Annotated in this window: 11 protein-coding genes; all 11 read right to left on the bottom strand. The window is 50.8% G+C overall.

The features are described 5' to 3' along the window. Window positions 1-65 precede the first annotated feature (65 nt). On the bottom strand, window positions 66-1,505 hold the full coding sequence (gene glmM / locus ACI77B_RS01000) for a phosphoglucosamine mutase (protein ID WP_409336967.1): 1,440 nt from the start codon (window positions 1,503-1,505) through the stop codon (window positions 66-68). 318 nt (window positions 1,506-1,823) lie between these two features. Then, window positions 1,824-2,363 carry a ribosome hibernation-promoting factor, HPF/YfiA family gene (gene hpf / locus ACI77B_RS01005; protein WP_409336968.1) on the bottom strand — a complete coding sequence of 180 codons (540 nt, stop codon included), beginning with the start codon at window positions 2,361-2,363 and terminating at the stop codon, window positions 1,824-1,826. 527 nt (window positions 2,364-2,890) lie between these two features. Beyond that, on the bottom strand, window positions 2,891-3,889 hold the full coding sequence (locus ACI77B_RS01010; protein WP_409336969.1) for a diacylglycerol/lipid kinase family protein: 999 nt from the start codon (window positions 3,887-3,889) through the stop codon (window positions 2,891-2,893). A gap of 96 nt (window positions 3,890-3,985) precedes the next feature. Then, window positions 3,986-4,741: a ComF family protein gene (locus tag ACI77B_RS01015; RefSeq protein WP_409336970.1), complete on the bottom strand. Its 756-nt coding sequence runs from the start codon at window positions 4,739-4,741 to the stop codon at window positions 3,986-3,988. Between the two features lie 87 nt (window positions 4,742-4,828). Further along, window positions 4,829-7,063, bottom strand: coding sequence for an ATP-dependent RecD-like DNA helicase (locus ACI77B_RS01020; protein ID WP_409336971.1), 2,235 nt, complete (start codon window positions 7,061-7,063; stop codon window positions 4,829-4,831). A gap of 2 nt (window positions 7,064-7,065) precedes the next feature. Beyond that, window positions 7,066-8,031 carry a 3'-5' exoribonuclease YhaM family protein gene (locus ACI77B_RS01025; RefSeq protein WP_409336972.1) on the bottom strand — a complete coding sequence of 322 codons (966 nt, stop codon included), beginning with the start codon at window positions 8,029-8,031 and terminating at the stop codon, window positions 7,066-7,068. 45 nt (window positions 8,032-8,076) lie between these two features. Next, window positions 8,077-9,408 carry a penicillin-binding transpeptidase domain-containing protein gene (locus tag ACI77B_RS01030; protein ID WP_409336973.1) on the bottom strand — a complete coding sequence of 444 codons (1,332 nt, stop codon included), beginning with the start codon at window positions 9,406-9,408 and terminating at the stop codon, window positions 8,077-8,079. Continuing rightward, a complete protein-coding gene (locus ACI77B_RS01035; protein ID WP_409336974.1) occupies window positions 9,395-11,197 on the bottom strand; it encodes an FtsW/RodA/SpoVE family cell cycle protein in 1,803 nt (600 codons plus the stop codon). The genes ACI77B_RS01030 and ACI77B_RS01035 overlap by 14 nt, the downstream gene beginning before the upstream one ends. A 545-nt stretch (window positions 11,198-11,742) precedes the next feature. Continuing rightward, complete coding sequence (gap, locus tag ACI77B_RS01040; RefSeq protein WP_409337677.1) at window positions 11,743-12,759, bottom strand: type I glyceraldehyde-3-phosphate dehydrogenase; 1,017 nt, start codon at window positions 12,757-12,759, stop codon at window positions 11,743-11,745. 149 nt (window positions 12,760-12,908) lie between these two features. Then, window positions 12,909-14,009: a tRNA 2-thiouridine(34) synthase MnmA gene (gene mnmA / locus ACI77B_RS01045; RefSeq protein WP_409336975.1), complete on the bottom strand. Its 1,101-nt coding sequence runs from the start codon at window positions 14,007-14,009 to the stop codon at window positions 12,909-12,911. Continuing rightward, window positions 14,009-15,178: a cysteine desulfurase family protein gene (locus ACI77B_RS01050; protein WP_409336976.1), complete on the bottom strand. Its 1,170-nt coding sequence runs from the start codon at window positions 15,176-15,178 to the stop codon at window positions 14,009-14,011. Before ACI77B_RS01050 ends, mnmA begins: the two co-directional genes overlap by 1 nt. Window positions 15,179-15,818 lie beyond the last annotated feature (640 nt).

Below are 15,818 nucleotides of genomic sequence, written 5' to 3' on the forward strand. Positions count from 1 at the left end.
TCCTCTGAGCTTTGTGGCAGCAGCCCCTTCCATTTTCACTGTTTCATTTTCAGCAGAACAGATTTCTAGGCATCCTGTGTCAGACCGCGTTCCTTCAGAATACCCGCCAGTTCCTCAGCATAAGAAGAAGCCATCTCCATGGATTCTGCCTCAACCATGACACGGATCAGCGGCTCAGTGCCGGAAGCACGGACGAGAACCCGTCCCTGTCCGTCCTTTTCCAGCTGCTCGTTGATTTCTGCAGCGCGCTGCGTCAGCTTTTCATCATTCTGCGCGGCTTCCTTATCCTTGACACGGACATTAATCAGCTTCTGCGGATAAATCTTTACCGGAGCCGCAAGTTCACTCAGCGGTTTCTTGCGGTCCATGACCACCTGCATGAGCTTCAGGCTGGTCAGGATTCCATCTCCTGTGGTTGCGTACTTGGAAAAAATAATATGTCCGGACTGTTCGCCTCCGATGCGGCATCCGTGCTCGGACATGTACTTATATACATTCTTGTCTCCGACCGGAGTCTTGACGTAATCGACATCAATCTCGTCAAAGGCCTTATACAGTCCATAGTTGGACATGACAGTCGTAACCACGGTATTGGTCAGGAGCTTTCCTCTTTCCTTCATATAGCGTCCGTAGATGTACATGATCTTGTCTCCGTCTACGACATCGCCGTTTTCATCCACCGCGAGACATCTGTCCGCATCTCCGTCATAGGCAAAGCCGCAGTCCAGATGATTGTCACAGACGAATTTCTGCAGACCTTCGATATGCGTGGATCCTGCATTGCGGTTGATGTTGGTTCCGTCCGGTTCGTTATTGATCACATAGGTTCTCGCACCCAGTGCCTCAAAGACAGACTGGGCAATGCTCCAGGAGGAACCGTTGGCACAGTCGAGACCGATCTTCTTTCCGCGCAGAGAATACATGCCCAGGGAAATCAGATAGCCGATGTAGCGGTTTCTGCCTGCGATATAGTCGACAGCTCTGCCGATGCCTTCCTTCTCAGCAAAAGGAAGCTCCTTATAGTCCTTTCCGAAAACATGAAGATGTCCGTCCAGATAATCCTCAATAAGACCGATCGTCTCCTCGTCCATTTTCTGTCCGTTTCGGTTCAGGACCTTGATGCCGTTGTCGTAGAACGGATTATGCGAAGCCGTGATCATGACACCACAGTCAAACTCCTCTGTTCTGGTGATGTACGCAACAGAAGGCGTGGTGGTGACATGCATGGTATAGGCATCCGCTCCGGATGCAACCATGCCGGCAATCAGCGCGTACTCAATCATATAGCTTGAGCGGCGGGTATCCTTGCCGATGACGATTCTCGGCTTTTTCTCATCCGCTCCTCTCCAGCTGTACTCAAAAACACCGTCGTCCTTATATCCTTCTCTTCTTCTCAGCTCTCCGAAATACCATCCCAGAAAACGTCCGACTTTATATGCATGGTCAGAGGTCAAATCAACATTTGCTTCACCGCGGAAGCCGTCTGTTCCAAAATATTTTCCCATATCCGCATCTGCACGCCCTGCGTACAAGCTCCTTTCTATTACTACACACAAAATTTCTTCTTATAATTTACCACAAATCGAGAAAAGCGACAATAAGTCCACTTGTAGTTTTTGTGATTATAAGTGAATTTTCTGTCATATCAAAACAACAAATACCGGGTAATCTCATTCCCCCGGACAGGCGCCGGACGGACACTGGAAATTCTGCAGCCGCAGCTGCAGCCAGACAGCAGAAAAGAGGGGCAGCGTGCCTTGAAGCTGCTCCGGCACGCTGCCCCTCTTATAGAGTATATAGTGCTTTTATAGAATGTTTCAGGTTTAATACTGAGGCTCCAGCAGTCCGTATTTTCCGCCCTTTCTGCGGTAAACGACATTTACAGTCTCTGTATCACTGTTCATGAATACGAAGAAGTCATGTTCCAGCATTTCCATTTCCAGAATTGCCTCTTCCACATCCATCGGACGAAGTTCGAATTTCTTCTCTCTGACGACCTTCATCTGTTCGTCCTCTTCCTCGATATCCTCCGGCTCCTCTTCCAGGAATTCGAACTTCAGTGCCTTGTTATTCTGATATCTCTTCTGGAGCTTTCCCTTGAAGCGTTTGATCTGACTGGTCAGTTTATCAACGGCCAGATCGATGCCTTCATATACATCATCAGTAACTTCCTCTGCACGGAACAGTGCGCCCTGCGCGTTAATCGTTACCTCAATCTTATCCTTTCCTCTTTCATGCGAAAGAACGATGTTCGCAGTGATGTCCTCGCTGAAATACTTATCGAGACGGTCGAATTTCTTCTCGATCTGCTCTTCCAGACGGCGATACGTTTTAAAGTTCTTACCAGTAATGTTGTATTTCATATTGGCCTCCTTTACGTATTGACACAAACGGCGAGGTTATGCCGCGGAAAAAAGGATTTCTCGATTATTCTCACACTTTACCGTGTTTTGGAAATCCCTTTCCTCTGTGTCTATGGACATTATAGCACCACTTCGCAATTATTACAAGGTTCAGACTTTTTTAAATCTTGGTTTTCAGGACGATATTACGAAAAAACGTTGAAAGTTCATTGGTTTCAGCTCACAAAAAATTTCTGTTTTTTCAGATTCGGCCCTTGATTTCCTTTACATGAACATGACAGTTCCGGCAGCTGTGATCCCTGAATCCGCTGAAATTGCAGAAAAAAGCAGCTTTCCGGCTGACCTGGTCTTTGCCCCCACACTTGCCTTTACCGGAATTTTTCCGAGGACTTACATCTAGGATACGCCATGCTCGCCGCCGCCTTGCGTACGGTTTACGTGGATCCTTTTGACCGTATCTGCCATGGACTTTCAACCACAGACCCGAAAAACTGCTTGTTTCATTGTATCAGCTGAGCGCCTCCAATTCAAGCAGGAACGATAAAGTGCAGGGCCTGAGGCAGGGCCGTGATGGTTATTCCCGTCGTCTCTGCGATCTCTCCGTCCGCACAGGTCAGAAAACTTTTTCCCATGTCCGGCTCCAGAACGACCTGGTCATACTTTCCCCGGAGCACAATGGATTCCGCCTGCGGGGTCTCCAGATAGGTCCCGTCTGCATATTTCGGCAGAAGATGAAGAAAGGTTCTGCGCCTGACATCTTTCAGAATACTGAGCTCGATTTTGCCATCGTCCATTCTGGCCATTGGCAGGCCCTTGATTCCTCCGCCGCAGTAACAGCCGTTCGCCGCCGCACAGAGGAGCACCTCTCCGCGGCTTATGACTTCACCGTCAGCGGTAATCTTCAGGGAAATTCCCTGTTTTTTAATGAACACAGAAAATACAGCCAGCAGATAGGCAAAGGACCCGGAAATAAAGCGTTTCTGCTTCAGTTCTCCAGCCCGGGCCACCACGTTACAGTCAAAGCCGTTATTCAGCATATTGATGCAGAGTCTCGAGCGGAATTTTCCATCCAGCACCCCTTCATAGCGCAGCAGGTCCACCGGAAGCGCCTTTCCCAGAATCTGACGCTCCGGATCCAGAAACGCCTTCTTCGGAAGCGGCTTACTACCCTGTGCATCCATGAAATTGCGGATGGTGTCATTTCCCGTTCCAATCGGAAATACGCCCACCTCCACATTTGGACAGCCATTGATCCCGTTGATCACTTCATTCAGTGTGCCGTCGCCGCCGCAGGCATAGATCCTTGCCGGGCTGCCTTTTGCCGCCTGTGCAAACGCCGCAGCCTTCCGTTCCGCATCCCCGGGGCCCTCAGTCCGCACGATCTCCGCATGGCAGCCGGTCCTGTCAGAAGCACGCTGAATCTGCTCAATAAACCGCTCCACTTCAGCCTCGTGTCTGCGCGCCCTGCTCTTTCCCTTCTGACTGCCCCTGCCGGCCGCCGGATTCACCAGAAATAAATGATCCATCCTGCATTTCCTCTCTTTTCCTGTTAACATTTACGCCGACAAAAATTTACCCACAAGGAAACACCGGTATCGCGCGTTCCGCGCCTGCCGTCTCTCTTACCCTGAGATCTCCGGCTTCCTGTCATTTTCCGTCCGATCCAGTGTTCCTGCCGAAAATGAATCGTCATAACGTGCTGCAAAAGCCAGAAAGAGAATATCCTCCGGCTCTGCCTTCTGAAGTTCTGCAGCCATCGCCCGCGCCGTCGCGCCGGTTGTAAAAAAGTCATCCAGAATCAGAAGCCTCTTCCCGGCAAGCTGTTCTTTCACATCTTCATTCAGGGAAAAAGCTCCTCTTACATTCGCTTCCCGCTCGGTCGGGGAGAGGCCGCGCATGGCCTGCGTCTTTCTGCTTCTGAGCACGGCGTCCGGAATCATGCGCATTCCGGTTCTTTTTCCCAGATCTTTCCCGATTTCTTCTGTCTGGTTGAAACCGCGTTTTCTGCGCCGGCTCTCATGAATCGGAACGGGTACGATGATGTCGCATTCCTGCTCTTCCAGCTCCAGCTTGTCTTTCATGATTTCTCCGATGACACGGGCCGTGTATTTTCTGCGGTTGTATTTCAGAGAAAAGATCAGTGTCCGCTCGTAAATCCCGTACTGGGTGCAGCGCAGGAGTTTCAGGCCGTTATGCATGCGGATGCCGTCTCCGTCCCACATCAGATGTTCTCTGCAGTGATCGCAGAGACTGTATGGACGGCTTTCATCGATGATGTTTCCGCAGATGCAGCAGTACAGTGACGGCGGGTAAAGCAGGTCCAGGAATTTATCCTTTACGGTTTTCAGGGTCTGGATGCAGGATTCTTCCTTGCGCATTGTTTTTTGTCCTCCTTATGGTCAGAATCTGATGTTCTTCCATAAGGGTTGCACATCCCCAGATTCTTGTCTATGAGAAAAAAGGGATTACTTCTGCTCATTTCTGTCCTGCTCAAGCAATGGCGCGAGCTGTGAAAGTCTCCATTTCAGGCCGGAATAGCGGAGCTTATTGCGGTCATTATCGACCATGGCTTTCAGTGCCTTTCCGCTTCCGACCAGGACGACGCCGCGCTTTCCTCTAGTGACTGCGGTGTAGAGCAGATTCCTTGTGGCCAGCATCGGCGGAAACCAGGACAGCGGCATGATGATCACCGGGAATTCGGAACCCTGGCTCTTATGCACGGTGATGGCATAAGCCAGTTCCAGTTCATCGAGCTGGGAGAAATCGTACTCTGCGTATTTCTCCTCATCGTACAGGACGGTCATGCGCTCTTCTTCCGGGTGAATCGCAGTGATGTAGCCGACATCGCCGTTGAACACGCCGGCGCTGCTCTCTGCGTCGCCAATCCTCTTCCAGGGGAGCTGGTAGTCGTTCTTGATCTGCATGACCTTGTCGCCGGTGCGGAAGATTCTTCCCCGGTTTCTGTGCTCCTGTTTCTTGGGGGACGGCGGATTGAAGGTCTGCTGAAGGACCTGGTTCAGCGCCTGTGTTCCGACATTTCCCTTATGTACCGGCGTCATGACCTGGATATCTTTCAGCGGGTCCAGATCTTTATAATAAGTGATCAGGCGTCTGGAAGCGAGCTGGACGATCAGATCCTGCATCTGCATTTCATTGTTTCTCCGCATAAAGAAGAAGTCGCTTCCCTTTCCGTTCACATCCGGATATTCTCCCTGATTGATGCGGTGGGCATTGACGACGATCTGGCTTTCTTCCGCCTGACGGAAAATCGCAGTCAGGCGGGAAACGCCGGCAATTCCGCTGTCCATCACGTCCCGCAGAACGTCGCCTGCCCCTACAGACGGCAGCTGGTCGGAATCTCCCACCAGAATCAACCGGGTTCCCGGCAGAATCGCGTCTGTCAGTGCCCGCATCAGCATCAGATCGATCATTGAAGCCTCATCGACAATGACCGCATCGCACTGCAGGGGCTCGTCTTCATTTTTTCCGAAGGCCATGGATTCTTCTTCTCCGCGCGCGTACTCCAGCATGCGGTGGATCGTAGAGGCCTGGCGTCCGCTGGTCTCCGTGATTCTTTTTGCGGCTCTTCCGGTCGGCGCGGCCAGAAGGGTCTTGAATCCGCTTCCGTCAAAAATATCCAGCAGCGCGTGAATGATGGTGGTTTTTCCTGTTCCCGGTCCTCCGGTAATCACCGATACCCCGCTTGTCAGGGATGCTTCCACTGCCTTCTTCTGTTCTTCGGAAAGATGAATTCCGGTATGCGCCTCGGTCATGTCGATGCTGCTGCGGATATCCGTCTGCAGGTCCTTGAGATCCGCACTGACCAGGCGGGCGATATTTCCCGCCGTCTTTTTTTCTGCTTCATAATAGGCATACAGATAGACCACATCCTGCCCGTTTATGTGATCCTGCATAACCGTGCCGTCAACCGACATCTGCACCAATACATCGTCTATCTGCGATCTGCTCAGATCCAGCAGCTGCGCCGTTTCCTCGCACAGTTTTTCCTTCGGCAGGTATGTGCTTCCATCACCGGCGTAATAACCGAGTGTGTATTTTACACCGCTCTCCATGCGCATGTCGGAGTCCGGCGGCAGATTCAGCTTCAACGCGATCTGATCGGCCTTTCTGAAGCCGATGCCGCGGACCTCATCCGCCAGGCGGTAAGGATTTTCCGTGATTCTCGCAATCGTATCTGCCCCGTAAGCTTTAAACAGCCGAAATGCGCTGGCCTGGGGAATCCCGTACTTCTGAAAAAACATGGAAACTTCAGCAAAGCTCCACTGCTCATGAAAAGACTCTGTAATTTTGGCCAGGCTTTTTTTGCCGATTCCGCTGATCCGAAGAAGTCTGGAAGGGTGCGCCTTCATGACGTTCAGCGTATCGTCTCCGAAGGTCTGCACGATGGCATGAGCCATTTTCTTACCGATTCCCTTTACAGCCCCGGACGCAAGAAAACCTTCAATCTCATCCGCACTGGACGGGAGAACCGCTTCCGCTTCTGTAAACGAAAACTGCTCCCCGTACTTCGGGTGATTCTTGAAGGCTCCCCGGAGGAGAAAGGTATTTCCCAGCGCGTTTTCCGGAAGCATGCCGACAGCCGTGAACTGTTCGTCGCTTGTTTCCATGACGGCAATGGTGTAGCCGTTCTCCTCATTATGATATATGATGTCTGTAATAATCCCCTGTTTTTCTTCCATGACTAATCATCGTGTTCCGGTTTATAGATGCGGCGGTTGTCCAGTGTCCAGATTCGTTCGGAGAAATGTCCCGGTTCCGTCGTTGCCAGTGCGTCGTACATGTCGAACAGACGCGCATCCAGAATATCCAGATAGTGGAGGACCTCACCTTCCGGGAACAGCGGACGGATCGGGCTTCCGAATTCCGGCTCATAGTGGTGGGACAAAATCATCTGTTCAAGCATCAGACGTTTTTCCTCCGGGAAATCCAGCTTTCTGGCACGTTCATCGATATATTTCACCCCCATGACCAGATGGCCCAGGAACTGTCCTTCACGGGAATATCCCGGGGAAACCCCGTTCTGATCAGACAGAATTTCATCCAGCTTCTCGATGTCATGCAGGATGACACCGGCACAGAGCAGGTCTTTTTTCAGATCGGTATAGACACTGCAGATGCCGATGGCATTCATCAGCATGCGCTTGACGTGGAAGAGCAGCCCACCGTATTCTGCATGGTGATTTCTGGATGCGGCCGGATAGTACATCAGCCGGTCCTTATTCTCCTGAAGAACACTCAGGCAGAGGGAACGCAGATCCACATCCATCATCTGGTCCGCGACATGATAGATATAGTCATACATGGATTCTGAATCTTCCGGAGCTGCTTTAATGTAGTCGGAAATATCCAGGCCATCCTGATCGGAAGCAAGGCGGATTCTCTGCAGCCTCAGCTGCAGCGCGCCCTGCCACTCGGTAACCTGCGCCTTGACCTTGACCAGCTTTCCCTCGCTCATCGCTTCCAGTTTCGGGACGTCCTGTGGCTGGACGTCCCATTTCTTTCCGGAAATTTCACCGGTTTTATCACCGAGCATAATATCAAAATACTGTTTATGATTTGCGCCGACACGGATACCGCTTCTCTTCACCATGAAGAAATCGATAAATTCCATGTCCTTCTTCAGTTCTGCTGCGTAATACTGTTTCAAAACACTCTCCTGTATGATTCATCAATGCTCTTGCACTCTGCCGCATCAGCTGTTTTCTTTTACCAGCTCCTGCAGCACTTTATTAGCAACCGGCGCGGCAACGGTCTGTCCGAATCCGCCGTCTTCTACACAGACAACGAATGCATATGGATGCTCATCATCATTCAGGAATCCGTCAAACCATGCGTTCGGCTTTGCTCCGTTGACTTCTGCGGTTCCTGTTTTTGCACAGATATTCAGCCCCGGGAAGTTTTTCGCGCCGTATGTCTTTTCAACGTTATTTCTCATCATTGTTTTCAGTTCTGCCGCTGTCGACGCCTGAATCATGCGGCTTGTCTTCTGTCCTGTCGCGACGGTCGGCTTCAGAACTCTCGGAACAACGGAAACACCGTCCCTTGCGATTGCGCCCATGTAAACCATCATGGAACACGGATTGACCTGATCCTTCCACTGTCCGATTCCTGCCCATGCCAGGTTGAAGGAATTGCTCGGGAAATCAAAACTTCCCTTGGCATTATGGATACCGTCAATGTTATAAGAAGTCTCCAGGCCGGCCTTCTTTGTATACTCAGCAAGCGTCTTGTTACCAAGTTCATCAAAAAGTACAGAGAATGCGCAGTTGCAGGATTTTGCAAGCGCAGACTCAAAGTCTACACGGCCATGCGGCTCATCACAGCGGATTTTCCAGCCGCCCATATTTCTGACACCGCTGCAGTAATAGCTGAAAGAATCCAGGTTCTTCAGATTTTCGATCGCCGCCGCACTGGTAACCAGCTTGAAAGTTGATCCCGGAGTCAGTCTTCCTGAGAGGAACTTGTTCATATACGTTCCGTTTTCCACAGAAGAAGACGGATTGGCCGGGTCAAAGGTCGGCTTGCTGACCATACAGAGGATTTCTCCCGTCTTATAGTTATACACGCCGACGACTCCGTTGTGGCTGCCCAGCGCCTCATAAGCCACTTTGCAGGCTCTGGCGGAAATCGACAGATGGACCTGACTTCCTTTTCCGCTCACGCTGTATGTTCCGGTCAGCAGGTTATAGCCGACCATTTTATCCTTAAATGCGCTTTCTGCCGACGTGGAGACATTTCCATTCATATCTCCGACAGCATGCGCCGTAGCCTTTCTGACGTTTTCGCTGCTGCTGTATTTAACTTTTCCATCCCTGCCTTTTCCATTTGCCGCAAGCAGGACACCGTTCCTGTCGTAGATCTTTCCGATCGCAAGCACACCGTTATGATAGAGGTGTGAATTTCCGTAAAACGTTGCCCACTTATGACCGTAATGTACGTAGCGGTAGGTGTATATTCCCAGACCGATGAGCAGAACGGCTGCCAGCAGAAGGCAGAGAATCGCGCGTTTCTCAAGCTTCTTCATAATGATCTGCCCCCTCACTCGTTAATCCCTGATCGTTCAGACTGACGGCAATGCTGGCGTTCTGCCGCGTATCTGCGGCCTTTACAAATGCCAGAAGCCCCCAGGACGCAATCATCGATGTTCCTCCTCCGGATACAAACGGGAAGGTAACTCCAGTCAGCGGAAGCAGGTCCACAGAACCGAAGAAGTTCAGGATTGCCTGGAACAAGAAGATCGTGGTTGCCGCACAGGCTGCAATCGTGTAATAGGTTGAACGGCCTGCCCAGATTGACCGGTAGGCAAAAACAGCAAGTGTGACGATGGCGATAATCATCAGGATGGCGATAATCAGCCCCCATTCTTCCGAAACGGTTCCGAATACCAGGTCCGTCTCCGACGCAAAAATGGTATGGAACCATCCTTTTCCGGCTCCGACACCGATCAGACCGCCGCTGGCGGACGCAGACATGGTTCTGGTCTGCTGATAGCCCATCGCGTTGGCATTGCTGCTTTCCCATACATGGCCCCAGACAGCCAGACGGGCGGCGATATAGCTCTTAAAGCGCAGGACGACCATGCCGCCGGCAAAGGCTACACCGACAATCATAATCAAACGCGTAAAATCTCCGCTTCGCAGGAAGGAGATCACCAGGTAGGTCACAAAGAAAATGACCGCCGTACCGAAGTCTCCCATCTTGGCCAGACAGAGGAAGCAGAAAAAGGCAAAAGCCGTAAAAATCATGGAATTCTTCCGCTCAAACAGCTCATTCATCGTTGCGGCACCGACCCAGATAAAGGCCAGCTTGACAATCTCAGACGGCTGCATGGAGAATCCGCCAAGCTGCACCCAGTTCGACTGCCCGTTTTTGGTTGTCGCAAAAACCAGGTTGAAGGCGAACAGCGCCATCGCGGCGATATACATTAATTTCTTTACTTTCAGCGTCCTCTTCAGATCCCGAAGCCAGGTACACATAAACAGAAAGAGCAGTACACCGATGACTATGGTCAGGAACTGCTTGAATACCTGCGTCGGGAAGCGCGTGGCGACAACCGACAGACTCAGCGTCGACAGGAAAAAGGCTATGGTTTCTATCTCAAACCCCCGCCGGTGCATCACTTTCATCGCGATGACATACACCCACATAACAACGGCAAGTCCCGTAAAGGCAACGGTTACACCCGGCACATAGCGCGTTCCCAGCGCCAGTTTCAGCTGTACGACAGTAAGGAACTGAAAGAGGGTCAGCGCCAGAAAGGACATCCACGGCGGCAGAATATGTGTATATTCCGCACGTCTTCTGATGTTATTCATATGCTCCTGCACACTGACCGGAAAGAGCTCACAGGCTGTGCTTCCCAGCACCAGCTTGTCTCCTGCTCCGACGATGACCGGCTTATACGGCACCGCCTTTTCTCCGTTCACATACGCACCGTTCCGGGATCCCAGATCCATGTAGGTCCAGTATCCGTTGTTGTCGCGCACCAGGGTCCCCTGATTTCTGGAAACGCTCATATCTTCCAGCTGAATATCACAGCTCGGCGCTCTTCCGATCGCATTTTCCCAATGTGTGATCGGAATGTTTCTGCTGCCTTCAATATGCAGATACGCCCATACTTCAGACGGACTCTTGCTTCTGAGCAGGGCAATAATCGCTCTGATCAGAATGAATGCCGCAAGTAAAATAAAAATCCACCTGGCCGCCGCGGTGTACATCAGGCTTGCTGCATGCCCCGATTTGATCGTTGCCACAGCCGCATTGTACATCATCTGGAACCAGTCCTGGATTCCACTCACAAAATTTGACATCATATTCTCTATCCTCTGCTCCCCAAGGCGCATCGCCAAATTGCGATATGATTGGAATTTCAATCCAGTCATATTCACGGACAACTCAGTTCCCCGCCCTACACTGCAGTGAAAATGTATTTGCCTGATTATTATATCACGAATCTGCAGTCCATGCCAAATTCCCCATACTCTCGGATGGTGTCAAGAGTTAGTGGAAGTTTTGTTGACAGATCTCTAAGCTTTTTCTGTGAGCTGTACGCAGCCTGTGCCTTGAACACCTCCCGGCTCCCTTCGCGCATGCTCACGCTTCCGGCTCTGCCGGCCTTTTCCGGGCTGCGTTACAGTCTCACATTCAATCGGCTCAGGATATTTCTTAATCCTTTACACCCTCTGATATTTATAAAATAAACGGAAAAAGAGCCTTCGCACATCATCAGTGCAGAGGCTCTTTCAAAACATCTCTTATGAGATTTTTTATCTTATCAGTCCATTTCCGGCTGCAGAATTTCCCTGCGGAACTGCCGCCGGCTCAAGACATCTGAACACCAGGCAGTTTCAGGCTGCTGCTACTGCAGTGTTGCCATGTACAGCAGGGTGCGGACAAGCTGGCTGACGTAGCTCATCTCATTATCATACCATGCTACGATTCTGACCTCATAGATCTTGGTTCCGCAGCGCTGAGCCAGAGTCTGTGTTGCGTCGAACAGGGAACCATAGTGCATGCCGATGATGTCGCTGGATACCAGCTCTTCCTCAGAATATCCAAAGGATTCATTCGCTGCAGCCTTCATTGCGGCATTCAGTCCCTCTACAGTAACACTCTCTGTAGGATCCTTCAGTGTTGCGTCCAGAATTGTCAGGGAGCCGCTTGGAACAGGAACTCTCTGTGCAGATCCGATCAGCTTTCCGTCCAGCTCAGGAATAACTGCGCCGATTGCCTTTGCAGCTCCGGAACTTGTCGGAACGATATTGATCGCGCCGGCTCTGGATCTTCTGAAGTTGCCCTTCTTCTGCGATCCGTCGAGGATCATCTGGTCGCCGGTGTAAGCGTGAATTGTTGTCATGAATCCTGTACGGACTTCACGGTACTCATTCAGAACCTTTGCCATCGGAGCCAGGCAGTTCGTCGTGCAGCTTGCACCGGAAACGATGCGGTCTTCTGGAGTCAGGACTTTATGGTTTACGTTATAAACAATCGTCGGAATATCATTTCCGGCAGGAGCAGAAATCAGGACCTTCTTTGCGCCTGCATCCAGATGTGCCTGTGATTTTTCCTTGCTTGTGAAAAAACCTGTGCATTCCAGAACAACATCTACACCCAGATCACCCCAAGGAAGATTGTGCGGATCCGGCTCAGCCAGTACGCGGTATTTATGATGTCCGACATAAATATATTCATCATCAAATGTTACGTCTGCCGGGAACTGTCCCTGTACGCTGTCATGCTTCAGCAGATATGCCAGCATCTTGGTGCTCGTTAAATCATTGATGGCTACGACTTCCACATCATCTCTGTCATACAACTGTCTGAAAGACAGACGTCCAATGCGTCCAAAGCCGTTAATCGCAACCTTCATCATAATATTAATGCTCCTTTCCCGCGGTTTCCGCGTCCCCTGCCCCCATTTCTATCAACGATGCCAGAGGCATAGATATTCCAATTGCAGATATTATATCATAATTCGACATCAAAAACGCTAAAATGGCAAGAATTTGCAGAAATATATCATTCCTATAATGTATCGTTCTCCGTATTGAAAACATTTACAATTGTGCCGCCGCCGACCACGTACTCGCCATCATACATAACACAGGCCTGGCCCGGCGTAATGGCGCGCTGCGGCTCCCGGAACTCCACTCTCGCCCGGTTTTCCGACAAAGGGTGAACGACCGCCGGAGACGCCTTCTGGGAGTAGCGCACCTTTGCCTCCACCTGAATTTCTCCCTTCGGCGGCTCTGTGGAAATCCAGTTGATATTTTCAATCTCAAAAGACGAGTGGAACAGATCCCGGTTTTCTCCCAGAATCACCTGATTTTTCTCCATATCCTTGCGGCAGACGTACATCGGGTGCGGAAGCGCCAGACCCAGGCCCTTTCTCTGTCCGATGGTATACTTGATGATTCCCTTGTGTGTCCCGAGGACGTTTCCTTCCTGATCCACAAAATCCCCATCTGGGTAGTCTTTCCCGGTAAATCTGCGGATAAACGCCGCGTAGTCTCCGTCCGGCACAAAACAGATGTCCTGGCTCTCATGCTTTCTGGCGTTGACGAAGCCCTGCTCTTCTGCGATCTTGCGCGTCTGCTCTTTGCACATTCCGCCTAAAGGGAACATCACATGAGCCAGCTGCTCCTGGGTCAGGGAATAAAGAACGTAACTCTGGTCCTTATGCCGGTCCACCGACTTCTTCAGAAGATATCTGCCGCTTGCCGGATCCTTCTCCACGATCGCGTAATGTCCGGTGACGACGTAATCCTGCCCGAGTTCCCTTCCCCGCTCCATCAGTTTCTCAAACTTCAGATAGCGGTTGCAGTCGATGCAGGGATTCGGCGTCTTCCCCTCTTCATAGGCGCGGATAAAGCGATCGATGACATTCTCCTCAAAATTCCCGGTAAAGTTAAATACGTAATACGGGATTCCCAGATCATAAGCGACATTTCTGGCATCTTCAATATCCGACAGACTGCAGCAAGTCTTGTCGCTGCAGATTCCCGCTGTCTCATTTTCATACAGTTTCATGGTCACACCAATCGTCTCGTATCCTGCCTTTTTTGTCAGATATGCCGCTACACTGCTGTCCACTCCGCCGCTCATCGCCACAAGTGCCTTGCTCATTATCTCTGTTCCTTTCTGCATTCCTCTGCGATCTTTTTCAACACATCGCAGGTCTTATCGATTTCGTCTTTCGTATTTCTGTAATTCAGTGTAAAGCGGAAGCTGCATCCTGCTTCTTCATCTGTTCTTCCAATGGCTTTCAGCACATGGGACGGTTCCGAGGCACCTGCGGAGCAGGCCGAACCCGCCGCTGCGCAGATGCCTTCCTGATCCAGGCGGACCAGGGCCATCTCATTGTTCACACCCGGAAGGGTGACGTTGCAGTTTCCCGGCAGCCGGTTTACCGGATCCCCGTTTAAGGTCGAGCCGGGAATTTCCTGGAGGATTCTTTTTGTCATATAATCCCGCAGCTCCTGCTCATAACGCCGTTCATCAGCCATATTCTGTGCGGCCAGCTCCGCCGCCTTTCCCATGCCGGAAACAGCCGGAACATTATGCGTGCCTGCCCGGAGTCCCCGCTCCTGTGCGCCGCCGTGCATCAGAGGCTCCGGCAGCAGCCCCTTCCGAATAAAGAGAAATCCCGTTCCCTTAGGCCCGCCGAACTTATGGCCGCTGGCCGACAAGAAATCAATGTGCAGTTCTTTCACGTCGACCGGAATGTGACCCACCGCCTGCACCGCGTCTGTATGCATCAGCGCACCGGCCTCGTGAGCGATGTCTGCGATTTCCCGCACCGGCTCAATCGTTCCGATTTCATTGTTCGCAAGCATCACTGACACCAGGCGCGTGTCTTTCCTGATGGATTTCCGGATTTCTTCAGGATCCACCCTTCCATTCTTATCCACCGGAACTACCGTCACGTCAAAACCCAGTTTTGCAAGGAATTCAGCCGGTTTCAGCACCGCATGATGTTCAACCGCCGACACAATGAGATGCCCGGAAAACTGCCCTTCTGTCTCGCTCTGTGCCTGAACCTGCTCCGGATCCAGAAACTGCTTGATCACCCAGTTATCCGATTCCGTTCCGCCTGAGGTAAAAAAGATTTCTTTATAATCCGCGTGAATCAGCGCCGCAATCCGCCGCCGCGCCTTCTCCACTGCTGCGCCGCAGCTCCGGTTCAGCGCACTCATGCCAAACGGATTCTCATATTCGTCTTTCAGATACGGGAGCATCTCCTCCAGGACCCCGTCCCGCATTCTCGTCGTCGCTCCATTATCCAGATAAATCATTCCCACTCCCCGCTTCTGTATTTTTCTCTGCGGAATTTCCCCCGCAGCCTTTCCAGTTTCAGACCTCTCAGCCCGGATTCAGCTTCAGCATGTAAACTCAATAGTAAAAGTATACCACATTTATATGATTCTAAAGAAGGGATGCGGAGAAGAGATCGATGGACAGGATAAAAGCGGTCATAGCAGGCACGCGTGTATGTAATATACAGCAATCACAGGCTTAATGACGCTCCACAGCTTTTGTATACTGTATATTCATGCCAATATTCCAATTTTAGCATGAAATAATGTAAACCGCTCCCTTTCGCCGCCCGGAATAGTATTATATTCTATACAATCATGCGTGATTACTCGGTTTTTATTATGTTTATTCTTTGTATTTGAGATCATATTTTTTTAGGTCGTTTAAATCACGATTATTTAACTTTGTGCAGAACCATGCTTTTATTTACATCAAGTTGTCTGACAAAGTCAGACGCCCAAGGATGCAATACGTGGATATTCAAAGGCATCCGATCTCAATTCATAATAATTCGCAGCCGGTCAAAGGGATTATTGTACGCAGAATACACGATTACTTTTCTACATAGATAAAGTGACTCATAATTTAAACATTTCATCTTACATTCTGCCAAGAACC

Source organism: Eubacterium sp. F2 (assembly GCF_046244355.1).
Lineage (GTDB): Bacteria > Bacillota > Clostridia > Peptostreptococcales > Anaerovoracaceae > Aminicella.

What these genes read in the sequence shown, in the direction of transcription:
- ACI77B_RS01010 (WP_409336969.1), bottom strand. Translation starts at nt 3,889, where the DNA reads ATGGATCATTTATTTCTGGTGAATCCGGCGGCCGGCAGGGGCAGTCAG.
- mnmA (WP_409336975.1), bottom strand. Translation starts at nt 14,009, where the DNA reads ATGAGCAAGGCACTTGTGGCGATGAGCGGCGGAGTGGACAGCAGTGTA.
- ACI77B_RS01035 (WP_409336974.1), bottom strand. Translation starts at nt 11,197, where the DNA reads ATGATGTCAAATTTTGTGAGTGGAATCCAGGACTGGTTCCAGATGATG.
- ACI77B_RS01050 (WP_409336976.1), bottom strand. Translation starts at nt 15,178, where the DNA reads ATGATTTATCTGGATAATGGAGCGACGACGAGAATGCGGGACGGGGTC.
- ACI77B_RS01030 (WP_409336973.1), bottom strand. Translation starts at nt 9,408, where the DNA reads ATGAAGAAGCTTGAGAAACGCGCGATTCTCTGCCTTCTGCTGGCAGCC.
- glmM (WP_409336967.1), bottom strand. Translation starts at nt 1,505, where the DNA reads ATGGGAAAATATTTTGGAACAGACGGCTTCCGCGGTGAAGCAAATGTT.
- hpf (WP_409336968.1), bottom strand. Translation starts at nt 2,363, where the DNA reads ATGAAATACAACATTACTGGTAAGAACTTTAAAACGTATCGCCGTCTG.
- ACI77B_RS01020 (WP_409336971.1), bottom strand. Translation starts at nt 7,063, where the DNA reads ATGGAAGAAAAACAGGGGATTATTACAGACATCATATATCATAATGAG.
- ACI77B_RS01015 (WP_409336970.1), bottom strand. Translation starts at nt 4,741, where the DNA reads ATGCGCAAGGAAGAATCCTGCATCCAGACCCTGAAAACCGTAAAGGAT.